General features: G+C 65.4%; 22 protein-coding genes. 18 read left to right on the top strand and 4 right to left on the bottom strand.

Translation table 11 applies throughout. The features are described from left to right. Window positions 1–70 precede the first annotated feature (70 nt). A complete protein-coding gene (locus ACVWY3_RS22015; protein ID WP_456840360.1) occupies window positions 71–1033 on the top strand; it encodes a TAXI family TRAP transporter solute-binding subunit in 963 nt (320 codons plus the stop codon). A 126-nt stretch (window positions 1034–1159) separates the two neighbouring features. Here the strand turns inward: ACVWY3_RS22015 and ACVWY3_RS22010 are convergent, their stop codons facing one another. Then, complete coding sequence (locus tag ACVWY3_RS22010) at window positions 1160–2374, bottom strand: ABC transporter substrate-binding protein (protein WP_456840359.1); 1215 nt, start codon at window positions 2372–2374, stop codon at window positions 1160–1162. A 99-nt stretch (window positions 2375–2473) separates the two neighbouring features. Then, window positions 2474–3367: a substrate-binding domain-containing protein gene (locus tag ACVWY3_RS22005; protein WP_456840358.1), complete on the bottom strand. Its 894-nt coding sequence runs from the start codon at window positions 3365–3367 to the stop codon at window positions 2474–2476. A 449-nt stretch (window positions 3368–3816) separates the two neighbouring features. Between ACVWY3_RS22005 and ACVWY3_RS22000 the strand changes: the two genes are divergently transcribed. The 3 genes from ACVWY3_RS22000 to ACVWY3_RS21990 are packed head-to-tail and all read left to right on the top strand — an operon-like array spanning window position 3817 to window position 7717. After that, complete coding sequence (locus ACVWY3_RS22000) at window positions 3817–4593, top strand: substrate-binding domain-containing protein (RefSeq protein WP_456840357.1); 777 nt, start codon at window positions 3817–3819, stop codon at window positions 4591–4593. A gap of 54 nt (window positions 4594–4647) precedes the next feature. Then, on the top strand, window positions 4648–5754 hold the full coding sequence (locus ACVWY3_RS21995) for a molybdopterin-binding protein (RefSeq protein WP_456840356.1): 1107 nt from the start codon (window positions 4648–4650) through the stop codon (window positions 5752–5754). A 13-nt stretch (window positions 5755–5767) separates the two neighbouring features. Further along, window positions 5768–7717: a molybdopterin biosynthesis protein gene (locus ACVWY3_RS21990; protein ID WP_456840355.1), complete on the top strand. Its 1950-nt coding sequence runs from the start codon at window positions 5768–5770 to the stop codon at window positions 7715–7717. Between the two features lie 303 nt (window positions 7718–8020). Here ACVWY3_RS21990 and mobA read toward each other — a convergent pair whose 3' ends face one another. Together mobA and fdhD are read right to left on the bottom strand one after the other, a co-directional pair. Next, a complete protein-coding gene (gene mobA / locus ACVWY3_RS21985) occupies window positions 8021–8677 on the bottom strand; it encodes a molybdenum cofactor guanylyltransferase MobA (RefSeq protein ID WP_456840354.1) in 657 nt (218 codons plus the stop codon). Beyond that, a complete protein-coding gene (fdhD, locus tag ACVWY3_RS21980) occupies window positions 8658–9548 on the bottom strand; it encodes a formate dehydrogenase accessory sulfurtransferase FdhD (RefSeq protein ID WP_456840353.1) in 891 nt (296 codons plus the stop codon). The genes mobA and fdhD overlap by 20 nt, the downstream gene beginning before the upstream one ends. A gap of 93 nt (window positions 9549–9641) precedes the next feature. On the opposite strand from fdhD, the gene mobB reads away from it, so the two are divergent. From mobB to ACVWY3_RS21910, 14 genes are all read left to right on the top strand, one after another. After that, window positions 9642–10169 carry a molybdopterin-guanine dinucleotide biosynthesis protein B gene (gene mobB / locus ACVWY3_RS21975; RefSeq protein ID WP_456840352.1) on the top strand — a complete coding sequence of 176 codons (528 nt, stop codon included), beginning with the start codon at window positions 9642–9644 and terminating at the stop codon, window positions 10167–10169. A gap of 9 nt (window positions 10170–10178) precedes the next feature. After that, entirely contained in the window at window positions 10179–11435 is a 1257-nt protein-coding gene (locus tag ACVWY3_RS21970) for a molybdopterin molybdotransferase MoeA (protein WP_456840351.1), read from the top strand. Between the two features lie 45 nt (window positions 11436–11480). Further along, window positions 11481–11744, top strand: coding sequence for a sulfurtransferase TusA family protein (locus ACVWY3_RS21965; RefSeq protein ID WP_456840350.1), 264 nt, complete (start codon window positions 11481–11483; stop codon window positions 11742–11744). A gap of 311 nt (window positions 11745–12055) precedes the next feature. After that, entirely contained in the window at window positions 12056–13711 is a 1656-nt protein-coding gene (locus ACVWY3_RS21960) for an OFA family MFS transporter (RefSeq protein WP_456840349.1), read from the top strand. 90 nt (window positions 13712–13801) lie between these two features. Beyond that, window positions 13802–14077, top strand: coding sequence for a hypothetical protein (locus tag ACVWY3_RS21955; RefSeq protein WP_456840348.1), 276 nt, complete (start codon window positions 13802–13804; stop codon window positions 14075–14077). A gap of 246 nt (window positions 14078–14323) precedes the next feature. After that, window positions 14324–16033 (top strand): NADH-ubiquinone oxidoreductase-F iron-sulfur binding region domain-containing protein, encoded by a 1710-nt coding sequence (locus ACVWY3_RS21950; RefSeq protein WP_456840347.1) that lies wholly within the window; start codon window positions 14324–14326, stop codon window positions 16031–16033. Then, a complete protein-coding gene (gene fdhF / locus ACVWY3_RS21945; RefSeq protein WP_456840346.1) occupies window positions 16030–18795 on the top strand; it encodes a formate dehydrogenase subunit alpha in 2766 nt (921 codons plus the stop codon). The genes ACVWY3_RS21950 and fdhF overlap by 4 nt, the downstream gene beginning before the upstream one ends. A gap of 135 nt (window positions 18796–18930) precedes the next feature. Then, the gene (gene ybaK / locus ACVWY3_RS21940; protein ID WP_456840345.1) at window positions 18931–19404 is read left to right on the top strand and encodes a Cys-tRNA(Pro) deacylase; all 474 of its coding nucleotides are present in this window, start codon (window positions 18931–18933) and stop codon (window positions 19402–19404) included. 179 nt (window positions 19405–19583) lie between these two features. Further along, window positions 19584–20474: an N-acyl homoserine lactonase family protein gene (locus ACVWY3_RS21935; protein ID WP_456840344.1), complete on the top strand. Its 891-nt coding sequence runs from the start codon at window positions 19584–19586 to the stop codon at window positions 20472–20474. Between the two features lie 108 nt (window positions 20475–20582). Further along, window positions 20583–21530 carry an ABC transporter ATP-binding protein gene (locus tag ACVWY3_RS21930; protein ID WP_456840343.1) on the top strand — a complete coding sequence of 316 codons (948 nt, stop codon included), beginning with the start codon at window positions 20583–20585 and terminating at the stop codon, window positions 21528–21530. Beyond that, window positions 21527–22228, top strand: a complete 702-nt coding sequence (locus ACVWY3_RS21925) for an ABC transporter permease (RefSeq protein ID WP_456840342.1) — start codon at window positions 21527–21529, stop codon at window positions 22226–22228. Before ACVWY3_RS21930 ends, ACVWY3_RS21925 begins: the two co-directional genes overlap by 4 nt. Window positions 22229–22239: 11 nt before the next feature. Beyond that, window positions 22240–23841, top strand: coding sequence for a Gldg family protein (locus ACVWY3_RS21920; RefSeq protein ID WP_456840341.1), 1602 nt, complete (start codon window positions 22240–22242; stop codon window positions 23839–23841). Beyond that, window positions 23838–24899 carry a DUF4340 domain-containing protein gene (locus ACVWY3_RS21915; protein ID WP_456840340.1) on the top strand — a complete coding sequence of 354 codons (1062 nt, stop codon included), beginning with the start codon at window positions 23838–23840 and terminating at the stop codon, window positions 24897–24899. Before ACVWY3_RS21920 ends, ACVWY3_RS21915 begins: the two co-directional genes overlap by 4 nt. Continuing rightward, complete coding sequence (locus ACVWY3_RS21910; RefSeq protein ID WP_456840339.1) at window positions 24896–25987, top strand: HupE/UreJ family protein; 1092 nt, start codon at window positions 24896–24898, stop codon at window positions 25985–25987. The genes ACVWY3_RS21915 and ACVWY3_RS21910 overlap by 4 nt, the downstream gene beginning before the upstream one ends. Window positions 25988–26041: the final 54 nt, after the last annotated feature.

Here is a 26041-nt window from a genome sequence, read left to right as displayed (position 1 = left end):
CTTTCACAAAAACGGGCCGCTGCCTACATCGCCGCAAGTCGGTGTTGACGCAGGCCCGCCGGGACTGACCATGAGATTCGTAATTCTCCTTCTCGCAGCGGTGCTGCCCTTCACCCCCGTCGTGGCTCAAACCGGAGGCAAGGCCATTCCGACCACGACACTCAGCCTCGGTACCGCGACGCCCGGCGGCGGCTTCCCGCTCTATGGCAATGCCTTCGCCGAGGTGATGAACGCGGCCGATCCGCAAATCACCATCGCGCCGCGCAACACCAAGGGCAGCAACGAGAACATCCCGCTCCTCGAGAAAGGCGAGCTCGATCTCGCTTTGGTCGCGGGCGAGCCGGCCTATGAGGCCTTTGCCGGCATCGGCCGTGCGAAGGTAGCGCTGAAGATTCTCACGGCGATCTATTCCAACCCCGGCATGTTCGTGGTGCGGGCCGACAGTCCCTACAAGACGATCCGCGATCTCGTCGGCCAGCCCGTCGCGTTCGGCGCCAAGGGCTCGGGCCTGCCGATCCTGGCGCGCTATGTGCTCGACGGCCTCGGCCTCAAGCAGGACGAGGATTTCAACGCCATCTATCTCGACCGCGCCGGCGATGGCCCTGCGATGGTCGAGGACGGCCGCGTCGCCGCGCTCTGGGGCGCCGGCATCGGCTGGCCCGGCTTTGCCGCGGTCGCCTCGAGCGCGGCAGGCGCGCGCTTCATCGCACCGAGCGCAGAGGAGATCGCGCGCATCCGCGCCAAGCACGCGTTCCTGAAGCCGCTCACGGTTCCGGCCGGCTCCTATCCGAAGCAGAGCGAGCCGATTGCCTCGCTCGGCTCCTGGAGTTTCGTCCTAACGCGCGAGGACCTGCCCGACGATGTCGCCTATCGGTTGGCGAAGACGCTGCACGGCGTCGAGGCGACGTTCTGCAAGCGGCTCGCGCAGGCCTGCGAGACCACGGCCGCGAACACCGTCGCGGCCGCGCCGAAGACGGAGCTGATCCATCCGGGCGTGATGAAGTACTTTCGCGAGATCGGGGTGGTGAAATAGGAACAGCCACACCCACGGCCGTCATGGCCGGGCTTGACCCGGCCATCCACGCGTCACCGCGGTTGAGAAGAGACGTGGATGCCGGGGTCAAGCCCGGCCATGACGAGTGTGTGTTTCGCTACATCGTCACTTCTTCACGAGCGCGCACGCCGGGTCCGGCGGGCCGAACGCCTTCTCGCCGGAGATCGTCGTGAGGATCTTGTAATAGTCCCACGGGTACTTGCTCTCCTCCGGCGTCTTCACCTGCACCAGCCAGAGATCGTGCACCATCAGATTGTCCTCGCGGATCCTGCCGTTGCGGGCGAAGAAATCCTCGACCGGCTTCTCGCGCATCTTGGCGGCGACCTTGAGCGGATCGTCGGTGCCGGCGTCCTTAATGGCGTTGAGATAGTGGATCACGCTGGAATAGACGCCGGCCTGCCACATCGAGGGCATCTTGTTCATCTTGGCGAAATAGCGCTTCGACCATTCGCGCGTCTTGTCGTCCATGTCCCAATAGAACGACGTGGTCAGGAGCAGGCCTTGCGCGGCTTGCAGGCCAAGGCCGTGGATGTCGGTGATCAACGCCAGCAGTGCCGCCATCTGCTGGCCGCCCTTGAACACGCCGAACTCCGAGCCGGTCTTGATCTCGTTCATGTTGTTGGGCGGGCCTGCCGCAATGCCGATGATCTTGGCCTTGGAGGCCTGCGCCTGCAGCACGAACGAGGAGAGGTCAGCCGTTGCCAAGGGCGGCTTCACCGATCCCAGCACCTTGCCGCCATTGGCGGTGATGACGCTCGAGGCATCGCGTTCGAGGGAGTGACCGAAGGCGTAATCGTCGGTGATGAAGAACCAGCTGTCGCCGCCGCGCTTGACCACGGCATCCGCGGTGCCGACCGCGAGCGCGCGGGTGTCGAACACCCACTGCATCGCATAAGGCGAGCAGAACTTGCCGTGGAAGTCGGCAGTGCCGGTGGAGTGGGTGATGAACAGCTTCTTCTTCTCGTTGGCGATGTTCTGCACCGCGAGGCCGACGGCGGAGACCGGTACGTCGACGATCAGGTCGACCTGGTCGACGTCGTACCAGCGCCGCGCGAGCGAGGCGCCGATGTCGGCCTTCAATTGGTGGTCGCCGATCACGATGCTGATCGGCTTGCCGAGCACGGTGCCGCCGAAATCGTCGATCGCCATCTGCGCCGCGGTCACCGAGCCCTGGCCGGTCGGCGCGGAGGCGGGGCCGTTCATGTCGGTGAGCACGCCGATCTTGACGACGTTGTCGGACACCTGCGCCGAAGCTGTGCCCGGCAATAGCGCTGCCACCAGGGCAGCCGCGACCGGCAGTCCAAATCTCGCTGGATTCACGTTTGTCCTCCCCTGATCCGGCGCGTTGGCCGGTGTTGCCCCGGGTATGGCCCGGCTGAATTGGTTTCTTTTGCAACTATTAGGGGGCGGGCGTCAATGTCAGGCTGCGAAGCGGATCTGTCCTGCGGGCGAGGGATCATAGCCGGTCAGCTCCTCGGCGCGTTGGCGCAGCCTCCGCTCGTTCAGGAACCTGATCAAGGCCTGCATGGCCGGGCGGAAATAACTGCGCTGCCGCATCGCAAGATCGAAATTCTCCCAGGCCAGCGGCACGAAATCCAGTCCAGCCGAACGTGCCGCCGCCCGCGTCGCGACGCCGCAATCGGCCTGTCCCGCCCGCACGATCTCGGCGAGGTCCGGACCCGTGAGGGCCGGCGCCTCGATCCGGTGCAGATCCCGCGTCGAGGCGCCGGCGCGCTTCAGCAGCACGTCGAGCAGCATCTGCGCGCCAGTGCCCTGTTGCCGCATCGCCATCCTGGCGCCGAGCGCGAGCACGTCGGAGAGGCCGCGCAGCCGCTTCGGATTGCCCGGCGCCAGCACGAGGCCCTGCTCGCGGCGCACGAATGCGACCAGCACGGCATCGTGCAGGTCCGGCGCGTCGCGCAGCGCCGTCGCGCTGGCGTCAGCGGCAAGATTGCCGTCGGCGTCGAGGCTGTGGAAGTGCACCGCGGCTGCCATCACCTCGTCGCGCTGCAAGCGCTCCAGCCCGCGCGCGCTGCCCTCGGTCATCGATCCCAGGCCCGAGCCGGATTCGCGCAGGCTCCAATCCAAGAGCTCGTCCTGGCTGCCGCCCACGACCGGCGGCGGCTCCGCGATCAGCATGCCGGCGGGCCGCGCGAGGCCCGAGAGGACCCAGAGGTCGAGTTCGTGCCGCGGGAAGAGCCACTTTCCGGTCACCTTGCTGCAGGGGATCGCGCCATTGGTGACGAGTTCGTAGAGCTTGCGTTCGCCGAGCCGGAGATAGTCGGCGGCTTCGCTGGTGGTCAGGAATTCCATCCTGCATTCCTATGCAAATTCTTGCTTCTTTTTGACGCTCGACGCAGGTGGAATTCTGCATTTCAATTTCTGTACAATGGAACCATGCACGATGATTTCGTTGCTTTGCAACACATCCGCGCCGGCGATTTTTGCTTTGGTGAACGATCCTGTGCACGCGCATGGCGGGGGTTGCGATCGCGATCGAGATAAACGTCGCGGCGTTGCCGAACTTTCCCGAATGTCGCGCCTCGACGCGAGCGCGCCGGCGCGCGGCGACGTCTGCTGCTGTGGTGATTGGACTGCAGCTCTATCTTTTGTTGCCGAGACCCGACTGGCGATGCGAAATGCGTCACGAGTGCGGCGCAATCGATCATCATCATGATCGCGTCATATCCGAGGGAACCCGTCCATGGCCGTTCGCCGCTTGTCCGCTCTGCTTGCGCTTCTCTGCGGCCTTGGCGCAGCCGTTGCGGGCGTCATCCGCCGAGGACCGCGCGATCGTGCTCGCGACGACGGCATCGACGCAGGAGTCCGGCCTGCTCGACTATCTCCTGCCGATCTTCCGCGACAAGACCGGCATCGACGTCACCGTGATCGCGCGCCGCGCCGACGAGGTGCTCGAGGGCGCGCGACGGGGCGAAGCCGACGTGGTGCTGATGCACGCGCGGCCGCAGGAGGAGAAATTCGTCGCCGACGGATTCGCATCGAAGCGCTACGACGTGATGTACAACGACTACCTGCTGATCGGGCCGAAGAGCGACCCCGCCGCCGTGAAGGGCAAGGACATTGCGACCGCGCTGAAGGCGATCGAGGCCAAGGGCGCGCCGTTCGTGACGCGCGGCGATCGCTCGGGCACCCACGCAGCCGAGCTCGCGCTGTGGATCGTCGCCGGCATCGACATCGCAAGCGCGAAGGGCGCCTGGTATCGCGAGGCTAGGCAAGGCATGAACGCGGCGCTCGAGGCCGCGCGCGCCGCGAACGCCTATGTGCTGTCCGATCGCGGCAGCTGGATCGCCTTCAAGGAGCGCGGCGGTCTCGACGTCGTCGTCGAAGGCGACAAGCGGCTGCTCAACCAGTACGGCGTGATGCTGGTCAATCCCGAGAAGTTTCCGGACGTGAAGAAGGAGCTCGGGCAGACCTTCGTCGATTGGCTGACCTCGCCGGAGGGACAGACCGCGATCGCCGGCTTCAAGGTCGACGGACAGCAGCTGTTCTTTCCAAATGCGGACAGGTCGGGCGGCTGATGTCCGCACCGCCAGCGGTTGCCAAACCGGGCGATGCATGGTCCATCATGGCGCATGACCCAGCGCCTGCCGCCCTCGCTCACATCGCTCGACGTTGCGCTCGCCGCATTGCTGCGCGGCGTCGATCCGCTTGCGCCGGTGGATTTGCCGCTGACCGAAGCGGCCGGCTGCATTGCGGCGGGCGCTCCGCTGCTTCCGGCCTGTCCGCTGCGCGACATCGCCGCCGCGGACGGCTGGGCGTTCCGCGCCAATGATCTCGTCGGCGCCTCCGCCTATTCGCCGCTGCCTCTCACAGGGACGCCTGCCTGGGTCGAGGTCGGTGATGCGATGCCTGCGGAATGCGACTGCGTGCTCGATGCCGATGCGGTCGAGGTGTTGGGGCCGCTGGTCCAGGTGCTGGCCGAAGGTGTGCCGGGGCAGGGCGTCAGGCGCGCCCGAAGCGATGTCGCGGACCGCACGCCTGCCGGGCGACAGGGGCACCCGGTCAGCGCAGCCGATCTGTTCATCGTGCGCATCGCGGGTTTGGCAGAGCTCAGCGTGCGGCGGCCGCGGCTGCGCATCGTCAATGTGCCGGGCGCAACGATAGCGGCGCATATGGTCGCCGAGATGGCGCGTGCGGCGGGGCTGGACGTGACGACGTTCGAGGCCGGCGCGCGAGATCGGGCATCGATTGCCGCTGTGCTCGATGTCTCCTCTTGCGATGTGCTGCTGACGGTCGGCGGCAGCGGCATCGGCCACCGGGACGCGGCCGTCACCGCGCTGGCCGAGCGCGGCGATGTGCTCGCGCACGGAATTGCGCTCCAACCGGGACGTACCACGGCCGTGGTGCGGCTTGGCAAGGTTCCCGCCGTGGCCCTGCCGGGATCGCCGGATCATGCCCTCGCGGCCTGGTTCGCGCTGGTGCTCCCCCTGATCGATCGTCTGTCGGCGCGTCAGCCGCGCAGACAGGCGACCTTGCCGCTCGCGCGAAAAATTGCGTCCAGCGTCGGCATCGCCGAGATCGCGCTGCTCGCGAGGGAACATCAGACATGGATGCCGATTGCGGTCGGCGACTGGCCGCTTCAGGCGATCGCCCGCGCGGATGCATGGCTGCTCATTCCCGGCAGCCACGAAGGATTTGCGGCGGGCGCGCCGGTCGATGCTTATCTGATGCGGGAGTGAGATGGGTTCCGGCATGACGATGTTCCCAAAACCGCCAGACCGCAGCGGGCTCGAACAGGAGCAGTTCCTGAAGGTTCTCTCGCGCGAGGAGGCGCTGGCGCGCTTCGAGGCGGCGTTGTTCCCGCGTGTTCTTCCGAATGAGACGCGCAAGCTCGGTGCTGCGCTCGGCGCGGCACTCGCCGAAGACATCACCGCACCGATCGATGTGCCGCCGTTCGACCGTTCCAATGTCGACGGTTTTGCCGTGCGCTCGTCCGACCTCGCCGCGGCCGGCGAAGGCGCGCCCGTTCGCCTTGCGCTCAACGGTGAGACCATCCATTGCGGCGCCGCGCCGGCGCTGCAAGTGGCAGCGGGAACCGCAACGCCCATTGCGACGGGCGGTCCGTTGCCGCGCGGCGCCGATGCGGTCATCATGGTCGAGCACACCCAGCCGGCCGGCTCGGATGCGATCGAGGTCCGCCGCGCGACATCTCCCGGCCAGTTCGTCTCCTATGCGGGCTCCGACATCGCGCGCGGCGAGGCGCTGCTGCGCGCCGGCACACTCGTCGGCTCGCGCGAGATCGGCATGCTCGCGGCCTGCGGCATCGCCGAGGTGAAAGTCGCACGCAAGCCGCGGGTTGCCGTGATCTCCACCGGCGACGAACTGGTGCAGTCCGGCGAAGCGCTTGCGCCGGCGGCGATCTACGACACCAACGGCGCGATCGTCGCCGCGGCGATTGATGAGAATGGCGGCGAGGCGGTCTTCCTCGGCGCCATTCCCGATGATGAGGCAAAACTCGAAGCCGCCATGCGCAGCGCGCTGGCGGCCTCCGACATGCTGGTGCTCTCAGGCGGGACCTCGAAGGGTGCCGGCGACCTGTCACATCGCATCATCGGCCGGCTCGGAGAACCCGGCATCATCGCGCACGGCGTTGCGCTCAAGCCCGGAAAGCCGCTGTGCCTTGCGGTGTGCGACGGCAAGCCGGTGGTGATCCTGCCGGGCTTTCCGACCTCGGCGATGTTCACCTTTCACGATATGATCCTGCCGGTGCTGCGCAAGCTGGCCGGATTGCCGCCGCGCTCCGATGCCAAGGTGAATGCGACGGTGCCGGTGCGCATCGCGTCCGAGCTTGGCCGCACCGAATTCGTCATGGTCTCGCTGGTCGAGGGCAAGGACGGCCTGATCGCCTATCCCTCCGGCAAAGGCTCCGGTGCGATCACGTCCTTCGCGCAGGCCGACGGGTTCCTGCGCATCGGTGCGCTGGCCGACCAGATGCCGGCCGGGACTGAAGCGGAGGTGACGCTGTTCACACCACATGTGCGCGTGCCCGATCTCGTCATCGTCGGCAGCCACTGCACCGGCCTCGATCTCGTCACGGCGCAGCTCGCGCATGCCGGATTCACCGTCCGCTCGATCGCGGTCGGCAGTCTCGGCGGGCTCGCGGCGGCCAAGCGCGGCGAATGTGACCTCGCGCCGATCCATCTGTTCGACGACAAGAGCGAGACCTACAATGTGCCTTATCTCGTCGACGGGCTTGAGCTCGTGCCGGGCTGGCGGCGGATGCAGGGCATCGTCTTCCGGAAGGGCGACAAGCGTTTCGACGGGCTCGGCGCGAAGGAGGCGGTTGCCGCTGCCCTCGCTGATCCGACCTGCATCATGGTCAACCGGAACCAGGGCGCCGGCACGCGCATCCTGATCGACCGGTTGCTCGGCGGTGCGCGGCCCGAAGGCTACTGGAACCAGCCGCGCTCGCACAATGCGGTGGCCGCGGCGGTCGCGCAGCACCGCGCCGACTGGGGCATGACCATTGCGCCAGTCGCCCATGCGGTCGGGCTCGGTTTCATTCCGTTCTCGGAAGAGCATTACGACTTCGCGCTGGTGATGGCGCGCGAGCAGCGGCCGGCGGTGCAGGCTTTTCTCGATGCGCTCGGCTCGGATGAGGCGCGCGCCGCACTGCAGCACGCGGGCTTCCGGCCCGCGTAGACGACGCGGCGCTCGAGCCGGACGATGTCGGGCTTGCTAAGCCGTTTCCTGCGATTGATCGTATCCGAAACATCGATGGCGAAATCGACAACTTCGAATATGACATCCAAGAGGGAGTCGGCCATGGCTCATCCCGGCAACGTATCGATCATTGTTCGTTCCCTTGCGCGGTCCGGTTCACGGCCACGAGCTCCGCGCAGCGCGCCAAGGCGCGATGGCAATAAAGATGAATGATCATCGCGCTTAGCTTATTGTGAGCATGATCTTGTCGGAAAACCGATACCCACTTTTCCGGATCGTGCTCTAGGCTGCGTCATCCAGCGCGGCCAGCCGCTCGGCCTCGGCGATGTCCTCGACCGTGTTGGCATTGAAGAACGGATCGAGCGGCGCGGTCGGCCACGTCACCGTCGCCAGTGGATGACGCGCGGTCCAGCGGTCGATCTTGCGGAGGTCCTCGACGACAAGGGCGTGGCGTAGCTCGTCGCGCAAGGCGACGCGCCACAATCCGATCACCGGATGCGTCTGATCGCCGGATGCGGCGACCGCGAGCTGCGCGTTGTCTCGCTCTCGTGCCTGGTGCAGCCGCGCGACGAGATCACGCGGGAGGAACGGGCAATCGCCGGCGGCGCTCAGCACCCATTCGATTTCCGGGCGATTCGATGCGGTCCAGTCGAGCGCGGCCAAAATGCCGGCGAGCGGGCCGGGATAGCCCGGGACATTGTCGGCGACGACCTGCAGGCCGAAGGCGGCGAAGCGCGCGGGATCCCCATTCGCATTGAGGATCAGCCCGCTGCATTGGGGTGACAGGCGCGCGATCACGCGCTCGAGAATGGTGCGGCCGCCGATCGTGCGCATCGGTTTGTCGCCACCGCCCATGCGCCGCGCGAGGCCGCCCGCGAGCAGCACGCCAAGAGTTGATGGAATACTCGTGGCGGGGATGTCAGTCGTCACCACCTTCACCCTTGCGCTTGTGCTTGGCCGACTCCTCCTCGACGTAAGCGAGGTTCTGGTCGTAGACGATCCGCTCTTCGCCGGCGAGCACGATGAAGCGCTTGCCGCGGGTGCGGCCGACCAGCGTCAGGCCGACCTGCCTTGCGAGATCGACACCCCAGGCGGTGAAGCCGGAGCGCGACACCAGGATCGGAATGCCCATCCGCACGGTCTTGATCACCATCTCCGAGGTGAGGCGTCCCGTAGTGTACAGGATCTTGTCGCTGGCATCGACGCCGTGGCGGTACATCCAACCGGCGATCTTGTCGACGGCGTTGTGGCGGCCGACATCCTCGGTGTAGCAGAGCGGCGTGCCCTCTTTGCACAGCACGCAGCCGTGGATCGCGCCGGCTTCCAGATACAGTGAGGGCATGGTGTTGATGGTCTGCGTCATCTGGTACAGCCAGGAGGTGCGCAGTTCGGCCTTCGGCAGCGCCACGCTCTCGACGGCCTCCAAGAGATCGCCGAAGGCCGTACCCTGCGCGCAGCCCGAGGTCTGCGTGCGCTTCTTCAGCTTGGCTTCGAAATTGGTGTGGTGCTCTGTGCGCACGACGACCACCTGGAGGTCGTCGTCGTATTCGACCTGGGTGACTGCGTCATTATATTTCAGCATGTTCTGGTTCAGCAGGTAGCCGAGCGCCAGATATTCCGGATAGTCGCCGATTGTCATCATGGTGACGATCTCCTGCGCATTCAGGTAGAGCGTCAGCGGCCGCTCCATCGGCACCTTGATCTCGACCCTGGCGCCGGTCTGGTCGGTCCCGGTCACGCTCTGCGTCAGGCGCGGGTCGTCCGGATTGGGAACGATGAGGGGCACCGGGGCTTTGTCGATCTTCATCATAGCCGTGACGTTAGCATGACATTCGGGTCAAGCCGATATAAGCATGCTCACCATGATGGAGAAGGCGGTTCCGGCCGCGGAGATCTAGATGCGATGAAAGTCATCGGCCTTGCAGGCTGGAGCGGTGCGGGCAAGACCACGCTGTTGACGCGGCTGATCCCGCATTTCAACACGCGAGGCCTGCGTGTCTCCGTGATCAAGCACGCGCATCACCGGTTCGACGTCGATGTGCCTGGCAAGGATTCCTGGCGCCATCGCGAAGCGGGGGCGGCCGAGGTGCTGGTGGCATCGTCAAACCGCTGGGCCCTGATGCACGAGTTGCGCGGTGCGGCGGAGCCGCGGCTGCCGGAACTATTGAGCAAGCTGTCCGCCGTCGATCTCGTCGTGGTCGAGGGCTTCAAGCGCGAGCCGCATCGCAAGATCGAGGTGCACCGCGCCGCCAACGGCAAGCCGCTGCTGTTTCCGGACGATCCCGGCATTGCCGGGATCGCGACCGACGTCGCGATTGACACGCGGCTGCCGACTGTCCATCTCGATGACATCGAGGCTGCCGCGGCGCTGATGCTGCGTGCGGCGATGCCGGTCGAAGAAGCGGTGGCCAAAAGCGCCGCGATGCGCTGACGAGGCACTATGGCGCAACTGTCAGACGATTGCTTTGCCTTCGGCGGACCGATGATGTCGGTCGACGAGGCCGTTGGCCTGATCACCACGCGCGTCAACGCGATTACCGATCTCGAAACGGTGGGCCTGGTCGATGCGGACGGCCGCGTGCTGGCGCGGGATATCGCCGCGCCCCTGCCGCTGCCGCCGTTCACCAACTCGGCCGTTGATGGCTACGCCGTGCGCAACGCGGACCTGCCGCAAATTGCGGAGCAAGCGTTGCCGCTCGATGGCCGCATCCAGGCCGGGGGGGCTGCGCATGCGCCGATCAAGCCCGGCCACACCGCGCGCATCTTCACGGGCGCGCCGATGCCGCCGGAAGCCGAGACCGTCTTCATGCAGGAAGATGTCCGCATCGATGTATCGGGCAAGATCGTGCTGCCGGCGGGGCTGAAGCCCGGCGCGAATGTACGTCCTGCCGGCGAGGACATCCCTCAAGGGCACGTCGCGCTGCGCGCCGGCCAGCGCCTGCGGCCGCAGCATGTCGCGCTTGCCGCAGCCTTCGGCCTCGCCAGGTTCGACGTGATCAGGCGCATCCGCGTCGCGGTGTTCTCGACCGGCGACGAGCTGGCCTCGCCCGGCGAGCCGCGCGCCGCCTCGCAGCTGTTCGATTCCAACCGCTTCATGCTGATCGCGATGCTGCGCCGGCTCGGCTGCGATGTCAGCGATCTCGGCATCCTGCGCGATGAACGAATCGCGTTGGCGAATGGCTTGAAGCAGGTTGCGGGCGTGCACGACTTGATCCTGACCACCGGCGGCGTCTCGACCGGCGAGGAGGACCATGTCAAGGCGGCCGTCGAAAGCATCGGCTCGCTGGTGCTGTGGCGGATTGCGATCAAGCCCGGACGGCCCGTGGCGATGGGCATCATCGGCGGCACGCCGCTGATCGGTCTGCCCGGCAACCCCGTCGCGAGCTTCGTCACTTTCGTTCATGTGGTGCGACCGACAGTGCTGGCGCTTGCCGGCAGCCTGCCCGAGCCGCTGTTGCCGATTCCGGTACGCGCGGCGTTCACCTACAAAAAGAAGACCGGCCGCCGCGAATATGTCCGCGCGACCTTGCGGCGCGGAAACGACGGTGCATTGGAGGCGGTCAAGTTCCCGCGCGAGGGCGCCGGCCTGTTGTCCTCGCTGGTTGAGACCGACGGCCTCATCGAACTTGGCGAGGACATCATTCGTGTCGAGCCCGGCCAGAGCGTGGGGTTCCTGTCCTATGCGGATTTGCTTTGACGTTCCTTCGTTGACGCCAGCGCTTCGCCCGGCCATGTTGCGCCCATGACCAGAACGACGCTCGATCTCACCGGGCTGAAATGCCCATTGCCTGCGTTGAAAACGCGCAAGGCGCTGAAGCCTTTGCGGCCGGGCGATCAGCTCGAAGTGCACTGCACTGATCCGCTGTCGGTGATTGACATTCCGAATCTGATCCGCGAGACGGGCGACACGGTGGAGATCACCGAGCGCAACGACGCGCGCATCGTGTTCTTGATAGAAAAGACAAATGGCTCAATAGAAAGCATCAATGCTGCGTTGCGTCCTTGAGGACGTTACCGCGCTGATACCGACCATTTGTCTATCGACATCAATCACGGCTTCTGCCCCAATTGACAATCTCCGTGCAGGCGCGGAGGTTGAGTCTTGTCTGCGATACGCGGAACGGGCCACACGAAGCTTGCACGTCGTATCGGCATAGCACCCCGCTCGCGGGGTTAACTTTTTCGGATGCGCGCGACGATCCTGGCGCGCGTCGGATGATTGGGCGGAGCAGCAGGGACATTGGCTGCCCCGCAACGGGCTGAGGATCAGGATATTTGCGGCAGGCTGTTCAGAAGGGCGGCTTAGGGGAGGAATGTATGGCTACTGTGGAAAGCGCCGGGACCATTGCAGGCCGCGGCGCGGGTTTTCTTGATCGCGAACGAACCATTGCGACTGCCGGCTTCAATCGCTGGCTGGTACCGCCGGCGGCGCTGTGCATCCATCTCTGCATCGGCATGGCCTACGGCTTCTCGGTGTTCTGGCTCCCGTTGTCGCGCGCGATCGGCTTGACCGCGCCGAAGACCTGCGGGGACATTTCGCTGTTCCAGGAGCTGTTCACGACCAGCTGCGACTGGAAGGTCGCCAGCATGGGGTGGATGTACACGCTGTTCTTCGTGCTGCTCGGCATCGCGGCGGCGGTCTGGGGCGGCTGGCTGGAGCGGGTGGGTCCGCGCAAGGCCGGCTTCGTTTCGGCGCTGTGCTGGTGCGGCGGCCTCTTCCTCGGCGCGATCGGCGTCTACACCCATCAGCTCTGGCTGTTGTGGCTGGGCTCGGGCGTGATCGGCGGCGTCGGTCTCGGCCTCGGCTACATCTCGCCGGTCTCGACGTTGGTGAAATGGTTTCCGGACCGCCGCGGCATGGCGACCGGCATGGCCATCATGGGCTTCGGCGGCGGCGCCATGATCGGTGCGCCGCTGGCGAACCTCCTGATGAACTATTTCAAGAGCCCGACCTCGGTCGGCGTCTGGGAAACCTTCGTCGCGATGGGCGTCATCTACTTTGTGTTCATGATGATCGGCGCGTTCCGCTATCGCCTGCCGCCGCCCGGCTGGCAGCCGGAGGGCTGGACCCCTCCGGCCAAGGCGAACGCGATGATCTCGAAGAACAACGTCCATCTCAACGACGCGCACAAGACGCCGCAGTTCTGGCTGATCTGGTGGGTGCTCTGTCTTAACGTGTCGGCGGGTATCGGCGTGATCGGCATGGCCTCGCCGATGCTGCAGGAGATCTTCGCCGGCAAGCTGATCGGCCTGCCGGACGTCGGCTTCAACGCGCTCGACGCCGGGCAGAAGGCGCAGATCGCGGCGATCGCCGCGGGCTTTGCCGGATTGCTGTCGCTGTTCAACATCGGTGGCCGTTTCTTCTGGGCGTCGCTGTCGGACAAGATCGGACGCAAGAACACCTACTACACGTTCTTCATCCTCGGCATCGTGCTCTACGCACTGGCGCCGACCTTCGCGGCGATGGGCTCGAAGCTCCTGTTCGTGCTCGGCTTCGGCATCATCCTGTCGATGTATGGCGGCGGCTTCGCCACCGTGCCGGCCTATCTCGCCGACATGTTCGGCACCCAGTTCGTCGGCGCCATCCATGGCCGGTTGCTGACGGCGTGGTCGACCGCCGGCATCATCGGCCCAGTCGTGGTGAACTACATCCGCGAGTTCCAGCTCGCAGCCGGCGTGCCGCGTGACCAGCTCTACAACACGACGATGTACATCCTTTGCGCGATGCTGATCGCGGGCCTGATCTGTAACTACCTGGTCAAGCCGGTCGATGCGAAGTGGCACATGAAGGAGGCCGAGGTTGCCAAGCTGCAAGCGGCCAGCGCCAGCGCGGCCGCCGCGGGGCCGCACGGCTCCTACGGCATCGGCTTCGGCGGGCTTGATGCCAAGGCGGCGCTGTTCTGGGCCTTCGTCGGCATTCCCCTGCTCTGGGGTGTCTGGAAGACGCTGGAGAGCGCGGTCAAGATCTTCTGATTGCCGTCGAGACCGCTGCGGGACGCTCATCTGCGTCCCGCAGCGTTCGCCTTTTAGACATCACCAGGAATGGGACTCAGGGGGATCTCAATGCTTCGCACCCGTATCTGCCTCGCCGCCATGCTGCTGGCCGCGGGCCTCCATTCCGCGTCGGCACAGACTGCAACCGCGCCCGCAGCACCGGCCGCGACGACCCAAGCCAAGCCGGGCAAGATCAAGCTCACTATGCAGAAGTTGAAGGACATGAAGGCCAAATGGGCGGCCAACAAGCCGAAGCTGAAAGCCTGCCGCGGCGAGGTGAAATCCAAGGGCCTGACCGGCGACGATCGCTGGTTCTACATCGAAGACTGCATGAACAAGACCTGAGGCAAGGTTCCCGCGAACAGTTTGCGCAAGGGGGCGCGGCAGGGCGGCTGCCCGCCCCTAAATGACTATAGACACATTCTAATTTTACTTGGCGTCTGGTATACCAGAGGCTAGAGTCGCCTGGAATGAGGCCTGACTCAGGGGATGCGGACGACGCGGTTCCCGTCCGACAGGCCTGGAAATGGCGGATCGCGATGGCGATCCCGCCTGAGGTCATCGCGCTTTTGAGGAGAACGCGACGTTTCCATGAGCAGCAACGACGACGTTCACAAGGTCAGGGAATTCGAGCATCCGGGCGAGGGGCGCCGGCGCGCCAAGGCCACGCCCAAGGGGCGGCAGGTCGACCCCATAGCCGCCCATGAGATCGAGCAATTGCTCGGCGATCGGCCGCGGCGGCGCGATCTCCTGATCGAATATCTCCACCTGATCCAGGACCGATATCACCAGATCTCGGCCGCGCATCTGGCGGCGCTTGCCGACGAGATGAAGCTCGCCTTCGCCGAAGTGTTCGAGACCGCGACCTTCTACGCGCACTTTGACGTGGTCAAAGAGGGCGAGCCGAACATTCCGCCGCTCACGATCCGTGTCTGCGATTCGCTGACCTGCGCGATGCTTGGCGGCGAGAAGCTTCTCGCGGACTTGCAGGACGCCTCCGGTCCCGGCGTCCGCGTCGTCCGCGCGCCCTGCGTCGGGCGCTGCGACACCGCGCCCGCCGCGGAAGTCGGCCACAACTTCGTCGATCACGCCACGGTTGCCAATGTGATGGCGGCGGCGAAGGCCGGCGACACCCACGCGCATCTGCCCGATTATGTCGACTACGACGCCTATGTCGCTGGCGGTGGCTATAAGCTGCTGGGCCGCGTGCGCTCCGGCGAATTGTCGAAGGATGATTTGCTGAAGGCGCTCGATGACGCCTCGCTGCGCGGCCTTGGCGGCGCCGGCTTCCCCACCGGGCGCAAATGGCGCGCGGTCCTGGGCGAACCCGGTCCGCGGCTGATGGCGATCAACGGCGACGAGGGCGAGCCCGGCACGTTCAAGGACCGCTATTATCTCGAAACCGATCCGCATCGCTTCATCGAGGGCATGCTGATCGGCGCGCATGTGGTGCAGGCCTCCGACGTCTACATTTACTTGCGCGATGAATATCCGGCCTCGCGCGAGATCCTCGAGCGCGAGATCGCCAAGCTTCCGGCGGGCGGCCCGACGCTGCACATGCGCCGCGGCGCCGGCGCCTATATCTGCGGAGAAGAGTCCTCGCTGCTGGAAAGCATCGAGGGCAAGCGCGGCCTGCCCCGGCACAAGCCGCCTTATCCGTTCCAGGTCGGCCTGTTTGGCCTGCCGACGCTGATCAACAACATCGAGACGCTGTGGTGGGTGCGCGACATCGTCGAGAAGGGCGCCGATTGGTGGAAGGGTCATGGCCGCCATGAGCGCCACGGCCTGCGCAGCTTCTCGGTCTCGGGCCGCGTGAAAAATCCCGGCATGAAGCTGGCGCCCGCGGGCATCACCGTGCGCGAGCTGGTCGATGAATATTGCGGCGGCATGGCCGACGGCCATCAGTTCTACGCGTACCTTCCGGGCGGCGCCTCCGGCGGCATCTTGCCGGCCTCGATGGATGACATCCCGCTCGATTTCGGCACGCTGGAAAAATACGGCTGCTTCATCGGCTCGGCCGCGATCGTGATCCTGTCGCAGAAGGACAGCGTGCGCGCGGCCGCACTCAACCTGATGAAGTTTTTCGAGGACGAGAGCTGCGGCCAATGCACGCCGTGCCGGGTCGGAACCCAGAAGGCGGCGCTGCTGATGCAGAAGCCGGTCTGGAACCGCGCCTTGCTGGAAGAATTGAGCCAGGCGATGCGCGATGCCTCGATCTGCGGGCTCGGACAGGCGGCATCGAATCCGCTGTCCTCCGTGATCAAATATTTCCCTGAGGAGTTCAAGGAAGCGGCGGAATGACGAAGATTACGTTCGAGCTCGACGGCAAGCAGGTCGAGGCCAGGCCCGGCGAGACGATCTGGCAGGTGGCAAAACGCCAGGGCCGCGACATCCCGCATCTCTGCTATTCGCCTGCGCCCGACTATCGCCCCGACGGCAATTGCCGCGCCTGCATGGTCGAGATCGAGGGCGAGCGCGTTCTGGCGGCATCCTGCAAGCGTACGCCGTCGGTCGGTATGAAGGTGAAGACCGAATCCGCGCGCGCGACTGCTGCGCAGAAGATGGTGATGGAGCTGCTGGTCGCCGACCAGCCGGCGCGCGAGACCAGCCACGATCCGGATTCGAAGTTCTGGCATTGGGCCGAGACCACGGGCGTCACCGAAAGCCGCTTCCCCGCCGCCGAGCGCTGGGAGACCGACGCCAGCCATCCGGCGATGCGTGTCAATCTCGACGCCTGCATCCAGTGCGGCCTCTGCGTGCGCGCCTGCCGCGAAGTCCAGGTCAACGACGTCATCGGCATGGCTTATCGCAACCACGATTCCAAAATCGTGTTCGACTTCGACGATCCCATGGGCGAGTCCACTTGCGTTGCCTGCGGCGAATGCGTGCAGGCCTGCCCGACCGGAGCGTTGATGCCGGCCGTGATGCTCGACGAGAAGCAGACGCGCGTCGTGTACGCCGACAAGAAGGTAGACTCGCTCTGCCCGTTCTGCGGCGTCGGTTGCCAGGTCACCTACGAGGTCAAGGACGAGAAGGTGATCTATGCCGAAGGTCGCGATGGCCCCGCGAACCACAATCGTCTCTGCGTGAAGGGCCGCTTCGGCTTCGACTACATCCATCATCCGCATCGGCTCACAACACCGCTGGTGCGGCTGCCGAATGCGAAGAAGGATGCCAACGACCAGGTCGATCCCGCCAATCCCTTCACCCATTTCCGCGAAGCGAGTTGGGAAGAGGCGCTCGACATTGCCGCCAAGGGCCTCGTCAAGATACGTGACGAGAAGGGCGCGAAGGCGCTGGCCGGCTTCGGTTCGGCCAAGGGCTCGAACGAAGAGGCCTATCTGTTCCAGAAGCTGGTACGCACCGGTTTTGGCTCGAACAACGTCGATCATTGCACCCGTCTCTGCCACGCCTCGTCGGTGGCGGCGCTGTTCGAAGGCCTGAGCTCGGGCGCGGTGTCGGCGCCGTTCTCGGCGGCGATGGATGCCGAGGTGATCTGGGTGATTGGCGCCAATCCGACGGTGAACCATCCGGTCGCGGCGACGTTCATGAAGAACGCCGTGAAGAATGGGGCAAAGCTGTTCGTGATGGATCCGCGCCGGCAGACGCTGTCGCGCCACGCGACCAAGCATCTCCAGTTCAAGCCCGGCTCCGACGTCGCCATGCTGAACGCGATGATCAACACGATCATCACCGAGGGCCTAACCGACGACCAGTACATCGCCGGCTACACCGAAGGGTTCGAGCAGCTCAAAGAGAAGATCAAGGAGTTCACGCCGGAGAAGATGGAGCCAATCTGCGGCATCCCGGCGCAGACGCTGCGCGAGGTGGCGCGCACCTATGCGCGGGCAAAGTCGTCGATCATCTTCTGGGGCATGGGCATCAGCCAGCATGTCCACGGCACAGACAACGCGCGCTGCCTGATTGCGCTGGCGCTGATCACCGGTCAGGTCGGCCGGCCAGGGACCGGTCTGCATCCGCTGCGCGGCCAGAACAACGTGCAGGGCGCCTCCGACGCCGGCCTGATCCCGATGTTCCTGCCGGACTATCAGCCGGTCGGCCGCGACGACATGCGCGGTGCTTTCGAGAAGCTCTGGCAGCAGGACCTCGATCCCGTCCGCGGCCTCACCGTCGTCGAGATCATGAACGCGATCCACGCCGGCGAGATCAAGGGCATGTATATCGAGGGCGAGAATCCCGCGATGTCCGACCCCGATCTCCAGCACGCGCGGCAGGCGCTCGCGATGCTCGATCATCTCGTGGTGCAGGATCTGTTCGTCACCGAGACCGCGTTCCACGCCGACGTCATCCTGCCGGCCTCGGCCTTCGCCGAGAAGGAGGGCTCTTTCACCAATACCGATCGCCGCGTGCAGCTCGCGCGTCAGGTGATCAAGCCGCCGGGCGATGCGCGCCAGGATCTCTGGATCATCCAGGAGATCGGCAAGCGGATGGGCCTGCCCTGGAATTATTCCGGTCCCGGCGACGTCTACACCGAGATGGCGGAGCTGATGCCGTCGCTGAAGAACATCAGCTGGGAGCGGCTGGTGCGCGAAGGTGCCGTGACCTATCCGGCCGATGATCCGAACAAGCCCGGCAACGAGATCATCTTCACCACGGGCTTCCCGACTGCGAGCGGCCGCGGCAAGATCGTGCCGGCTAAGGTCATCCCGCCCGATGAGCTGCCGGATGCCGAGTATCCGATGGTGCTCTCGACCGGCCGCGTGCTGGAGCACTGGCACACCGGCTCGATGACGCGCCGCGCCCAGGTGCTCGACCAGATCGAGCCGGAGGCGGTCGCGTTCATGTCGCCGAAGGACATGCACAGGAAGAAGCTTGCGCCGGGCGATTTCATTCGCCTCGAGACCCGCCGCGGCGCCGTCGAGGTCAAGGTCCGCTCCGACCGCGACGTGCCGGAGAACATGGTCTTCATGCCGTTCTGCTACGCCGAGGCGGCGGCGAACCTCCTGACCAACCCGGCGCTCGATCCGTTCGGCAAGATCCCGGAGTTCAAGTTCTGTGCGGCCAGGGCCGAGCGCGCCGAGATGCGGGACGCGGCGGAGTAGGGGCGGCGGTACGGCGTCTGCCTCATCCACGGTGTCGTCCTCTCGTTCGCGGGGACGACACTGAAGGTGTGGCGCGCGTGTGCATCCACATCGTCATCCCTTCGCTCCTCGCAATGACGGTGGTAAATGTGGCCCATGTCCAAGGTCACCCCCGCCACACGCGCGCTTGAAGCCGCCCGCGTCGTCTTCACCGTCCACAGCTACGACTACGATCCCGACGCGCAGAGCATCGGCCTCCAGGCCGCCGCCGCGCTCGGTGAGGATCCGGCGCGCGTCCTCAAGACGCTGATGGCGCTAATCGACGGCAAGCCGGTTTGCGTGATCGTCCCGTCCGACCAGGAAGTCTCCATGAAGAAGCTCGCCGCGGCCGTGGGTGGCAAGTCGGCGCAGATGATGAAGCCGCCCGAAGCCGAGCGCGTCACCGGCTACAAGGTCGGCGGCATCAGCCCGTTCGGACAGCGCAAGCCGGTCCGCACGGTGATCGAGCAGAGCGCGCTCACGCATGATCTGGTCTATCTCAATGGCGGTCAACGCGGCCTGCAAGTGCGGCTCAAGCCGGCCGATCTGCGGGACGCCCTGAAGCTGGTCGTGGCGGACGTCGTCGCCTGAGCTAAACGCGACCGTGGGCCATCTCGAGCCATCGAATTGCAGCGCACAAAGCACGCCGCGCGCCGCGCAGGTCGATTTATTTGCACGCTCGCGTGCATGGAGCCTGCACAGCGGCGTTAGACTATGGTAGGGTGCTGCAATCCGCTGAAAAAAAGTGCGTCGAAAACAGGGAGGACGACATGCGGGTGACTGCGTTGAAGGTCCTTGGCTCGCTGGCCGCAGGACTTTTTTTTATTTCGGCAGCCGCGCTGGCCGCTGAACCGCCCAAGGAGATGAAGCTCTACGTCTTCTCTTCGGGAGCGCTCAATCTCGACAAGTCGATCATTCAGAACGGCAGCAGCGGCAAGGTCCAGATCCCTGTCGGTTTCTTCCTGATCCGCCACCCCAAGGGCGACATTTTGTTCGATTGCGGCAATAACGACCGCATCATCAAGGATCCCGACTATTGGGGCCCGTTCGTCAAGGCGCTTGATCCGGGCCGTTCGCCCGAAATCGCCATCGACGCGCAGCTTTCCAAGATCAACGTGAAGCCGTCCGACATCAAATATGTCATCCTCGGCCATTTCCACGTCGATCACGCCGGTAACATCGGCAAGTTCCTGGATTCGACCTTCGTGTACCAGCGCGACGAGATGAGGAACGCGTTCTGGCCTGCGCCGGGCTACGCGACCTTCTTCATCACCGATGATTTCGCCATGCTGCGCAACAGCGTCGGCGGAGGCATGCCCTCCAAGTACAAGACCATCGAGCTCGACGGCGATCTCGACCTGTTCGGCGACAACAGCGTATTCATCCACCGCACCGTGTCGCATACGCCCGGAAGTCAAATCCTGGTCGTGCGCCTGCCGAAGACCGGCACGGTGGTGCTGACTAGCGACGCCGTCTATCTCCAGGAGAATCTGGACAAGAACATCCTGCCGAGCATCGGCAGCGTCTACGATCCGGTCGGCATGCTCGATGCCTACGCTTGGGTGAAGCGGGTTCGGGACACCGAGGGCGCCGACATCATCTATGCCCATGACCCCGATACGTTCAAGGCGCACAAGCATTCGCCCGAATTCTACGAGTGATTGGTCGCGACTTCGGGCCATCGCACATGCGTCATCATCCCGGGCCCTCGCCCGGGATTTTGCGCGGTAGTCTCACGCGGTGCCTGCCACAGGGGGTGTAAGGTCTCCATGCTGTCGGCTGTCTCTCCGGTCGTCGTCGCCGAGCGCGTAACAAAATGGTACGGACCGCGGCGCGCAGTTGCGGACGTGTCTTTTGCGATCGCGCCCGGCGAGATCGTCGGCCTGTTGGGGCCGAACGGTTCCGGCAAGAGCACGATCTTCCGCATGCTTACCGGCTATCTGGTGCCGACCTCTGGACGGATCGAGGTCGCGGGCCACGATGTCATCGAAGACTCGCTCGGCGTGCGCCGCGCCATCAGCTATGTGCCGGAAGATGCGCCGCTCTACGACCATATGCGGGTCGGCGAGTTCCTGCATTTCATGGCCGGCATCAAGGGATTGCGCGGGCCGAAGGCGAGGGCGGCGGTCGACGAGGCCGCCGAGCGGCTCGACCTTGCCCGTGTCATGAGCCTCACGACCGGAAAGCTGTCGCGCGGCTTCCGCCAGCGTGTCTCGATCGCGCAAGCGCTGCTGGGCGATCCAAAAGTTCTCGTGCTGGACGAGCCGACCAGCGGTCTCGATCCGCACCAGGTGATCGCCGTGCGCGACTTGATCCAGTCATTGGCCGGACGTCACACCGTGCTGATGGCTTCGCACATCCTGCCCGAAATCGAGAAGATGGCGTCCCGCGTGATGATCCTGCTCGATGGCATGCTTCTGACGTCCGATGCGCTGAAGGACGCCGCGCAGGACCTCGCATTGCGACTGTCGGCAGACGCGACAGAAGATGCTGTGCGCAATGCGACAAAGACGGTCGCCGGCATTCGCGAGATTGTCGCCGATCCGGGCAGCGCCGGACGCTTTCGGATCAGGACGGAGCGGCGTCCGTTGCTCGCGGAGGACCTGGTCTCCGCCCTGGTTGCGGCCCAGATCCCGTTGCGCGAGCTGACCGAACTGCGGCCCGATCTCGAACGGGTGTTCCTCGATCTCACACGGCAACCGGAGGCGGCCGCATGAGAAGCTTTGCGGTGCTGCTAGGGAAGGAAGCGACGGCGCTGTTCTCCTCGCCGATCGCCTACGTGCTGATGACGGTGTTCCTGCTGATCATGGGCTACAGCTTCACGCTCACCCTGTTCCTCAGCCACCAGCCCAGTATGGTGCACATCTTCTTCCAGATGTTCGTGCTGTTCATGCTGACCGTTCCGCTGATCACGATGCGTCTGTTCGCCGAGGAGCGGAAGTTGAAGACGCTGGAGGTTCTGTTGACCGCGCCGGTCTCGGAGGTCGCGATCGTGCTGGCAAAGTTCCTGGCCGCGATGAGTCTGATCGTAGTCATGTTGGTGCTGTCTGGGGCCTACGCGGCTGCGCTCGCCTGGTTCGGGGACCCCGATTTCGGACCGATCTATAGCGGCTATTTCGGCTTGCTGCTGTTCGGATCGGCGCTGGTCGGCGCGGGGCTGCTCGCCTCGGCGCTGACGGCCAACCAGGTGATCGCCGCAATGATCTCGCTCAGCGTATTTCTGCTGCTCTGGATCATCGACAATTTCGGCTGGTTGCTGCCGAGTCCCGCCGACACGCTGGTGGTGAACCTGTCGCTCTCGATCCATTTCCGTCCCTTTGCCGTCGGTTCGATCTATCTGTCCGACGTGGGCTTCTTCCTCAGCGTCACCCTGTTGACGCTGCTGTTGACGGTCCGCGCGCTGGCGCGGCGCTGAGGGCGCAGGCGATGCGCGGCTCCGCGAGATCCAACATTGGTTTCCTCGCATTGGCGGCCGCCGCGATCGTTTGCGGCGCGCTCGGCTTTGCAGGGTTCGGCGAGACCGCATCGAACAGCGTCTTGTTCGCCGCCTGCGTCCTGGCGTTGCTCGCGCTGTTCATGCTCGCGATGCGGCTTCCCTTGCGCGGCGGCGGCGCGCGCTGGTCGGCCTGGCTTGCCAACGCGTCGGTCGTCATTGCTGCGGTCGTAGCCGTGATCAGCGCCAACGTCGCGCTGTACCGTCACGACGTGCATTTCGACGTCAGCCGGGAAGGGCGCAACACGCCGCCGCAACAGCTCACCGACGTGATCGCGCAACTGCCCGCGCCGCTCGCGCTGACCTATTTCTACAATGCGAGTGACGCCAACGCGATCGCGGTCCGTGACCTCGTTCAGACCGCCGCGCGCAACCACCCGCTGCTCGCCTTCCGCGCCATCGACCTCGATAAGGAGCCCGGCCTTGCCCGCGATCTCGGCGTGCGCGCCTATAATACGGCGGTCTTGCAGGCCGACGACCGCAAGGTTCTGGTCGAAAACGTCATCGATCCCGCCCGCATCGGCTATGCGGCGCTCCGCGTGCTGCGCAAGCGCGTGGAGACAGTCTGCTTCGTCACCGGCCACGGCGAGACGTTCCGTCCGCTGCCCCCGCACTTCCACTTCAGCCATGTCGAGACCCTGAAGGGGCACGAGACGCCCGGCGCTGGCGACGTGCTGGAGACGGCGCCCGAAGCGCTCGACCGGCTGCTGCTGGCGCTGAACCAGATCGGCTTCGAGATGCGCGAGCTCGTCACGGCGACCGCGTCCGCCATTCCGTCCGATTGCTCGGTCGTCGCAGATATCGGTCCACGCACGGCTTTTGACGCTCGCGAGACCGCGCTGCTCGGCGATTATGTGAGGGGTGGTGGCCGGTTGTTGTTGCTGATCGATCCGCTCTCGCACGTCGACGGCGATTTTGAGCGGTTGCTGCTCAAGCCCGTGGGCCTGTCGAGCGAGGCTGCGATCGTCATCGATCCGCTCAATCATTTCCGCACCGATGCGGACAAGGTCGCCGTGCCCTATTATCCGCCCCACCCGATCACGAAGCGTTTGGCGCTGACCGTGTTTCCGCAAGCGCGGCCGCTCGCGGTGGCGCAGCCGCCGTCCGGGGTCAGTCTCATCGTGCTGGCCGCGAGCAGCCAGGATAGTTATCTGCGCTCGCCGAGTGCAGCGCCGGCCGCAGCCAATGGCGAAGCGCCGGGCGCACGGCGGAGCGCGCAGCCGCTCGCGGTTGCGCTCGAAGGCAGCTGGCCGGGCGCGGTGCCGGACAAGCGCTTCCGCCTGGTCGTGGCCGGCACCAGCAAGGTCGCGAGCAACGAATATTTTCCTTACGTCTCCAATGGCGAACTGTCGCTCGCGATGCTGCGCTGGCTCGCCGAGGACGACACGACGCCGAGCATCGCACCGCAGACCTTCAAGCTGCCGGAGATCGTGTTGACCAGCAGCCAGATGCGCGACACCTTCATCGTGCTCGAGGTGCTGCTGCCGCTGAGCACGGCAGTGTTCGGTGTTGCAATGTGGTGGAGGCGACGGTGACGGACGGGACGGCCGCACGCGGAACGGCCCGATGGCTGACGCCGCTGCTGGCTGCCTGCCTCGCTGGACTGCTGGCTGTCCTGATCATCAGCGGACAATGGCCGCAGCTGCGCAGCAAGGTTGCTTTTGCGCCGAAGGGTCTTGTGACCATCGCACCCGCGGACGCGCGACGGGTGGAAATCCGTTCCGGCAGCGACAGTGTCGTCCTGGTGCGCGAGGGCGGTGAGTGGACGATCGAGGGGCTGAACGGTGCCTTGCCGGCCGAGCTCAAATCGCATCTCGAAACCGCGCTACGGCTTGTCACCGTCAGCGAGCCTGCACGCGAAATTCCGGCAAGCGAGCTCACCACTGCGAGCTTTGCCGCATTTGGTCTCGATCCGCCCGCAACCGTTGCCGCGATCGAGACGGCCGATGGCTCGGCGACGTCGATGAATGTGGGCACGCTCAACCCCGCGAGCACCTCTCACTATGTCCGGATCGCCGGGCGTCCCGCGGTGTATCTGATGCCGCGCCATGTCGGCGATGAGTGGCGTGTCACGCTCGATATGGCGCGCCGTCTGCGCGGGCCGACCGGACCGGACGCGACAAGCCGCGGCAGGAGCCTATTGCTGCCGGTGTCGATGGCGCAGGTGTGGGCGCTCGAGATCCTGTTCGCCGGCAAGCTCACCCGCTTCGAACGCGACGCCGACGGCAACTGGTTCCGTCATCTCGGCCTGCACAACCATGCTGCCGGTAACGTTGTGCATGTCGCCAATCCCGAGCAGGCCCGCATCATCGACGCAGCGCTGCGCGCATTCGATGCGAGCGCGATCGAGACGCATGTTGGACCCGCCGATCCGTCGCAACTGGCCCGCTACGGGCTCAACCTGCCGAGCCTGATCGTGCTGGTCTTTGCTCGCGACGCGTCTGCGCCGTTGGCAAGGCTCGAATTCGGCGCGTCCGCCGACAGCCTCGACCGCTATGCGCGCCTCGCGCCCGATGGGACGGTGGTCACCGTGGCCGAGTTCGAAATGCGCCGGTTGACGGAGCTGCTGCGCGCGGTCGGAGCGGGATCATGAGCCTGCTCCGCCTCCTGCTCCTCGGCGTGATCCTGCTCGGCCTTGGCGCGCCGGTGCGCGCGCATCAGGTCAACCTCTCGACGGCGCGCGTGGCGCTGGCTGCGGACCGCACGGTGGTCATCGAGGTCGCGCTCAAGGGCAGTGATGTCGACCGCCTCGTCGGCACCAAGCTTTATGACGCGACGGCGGATGCGGTCGATCCCGCCGCGGTCGATGCGGCTGCGTCGTTGATCCTGGTCTATTTCAAGGCGCATCTGGCCGTCGCCGGCACCGGTGGGAGCGGCTGCGCCGCAGGAGCGGCCGTGATCCTCGCCGACGGCGACGGCGTGATCTACCGCAACAGTTTTGCCTGCACCGCCGTCACGGGCGACATCATCTACCGCTCCACTGTGCTGACCGAGAAGGATCCGACCGCGCGGCAGGTGGTGCTGGTCGCGCGGGGCAAGTCCGAGGCGCAGGCGCTGCTCGATGCCGGCAATATCGCCGTCACGCTCTCGGCGCCGGCGCCGCCGCTGTGGTCGACGATGCAGCGCTATCTCCTCACCGGCATCGAGCACATCTTTCTCGGCTATGACCACATCGCCTTCCTGATCGCGGTCGTGCTGTGGGCACGCCGACTCGTTCCGGTCATCAAGATCGTCACCGCCTTCACCATCGCCCATTCGATCACGCTGTCGCTGGCAGCGCTAAACGTCGTCGTCATTCCGAGCCGCATCGTCGAGCCGGCGATCGCCGTCTCCATAGTGTTCGTGGCCGTCGAGAATTTCTTCTCGCGCGACATCGACAGGCGTTGGCGCGTGACCTTCCTGTTCGGACTGATCCATGGCTTCGGTTTCGCCGGCGCGCTAAGGGAGGTCGGCCTACCGACGGACGCGATCGTGCCGGCGCTCGCGGCTTTCAATGTCGGCGTCGAGATCGGGCAGGTCGCGATCGTCGCGATCGTGCTGCCGATGCTCAGCCTGTTCGACCGGCTGATCGCAGCCGACCCGGCCAAGCCGGTCAGGGCGGCAAGGCTGGTCTATGCTGTATCCGCGGCCATCAGCCTGGTCGGCGGTTACTGGCTTTTCGAGCGCGTGTTCGAGGCCTAAAGCGCGATGAGATCAGGATGATTCGTCACCGCGCTTTAGCTTGTTGTTTGCGCA

This window comes from Bradyrhizobium sp. USDA 4486 (assembly GCF_054057995.1).
Note: the sequence above shows the minus strand (reverse complement) of the source record. Positions and strands in the feature narration are given on the sequence as shown.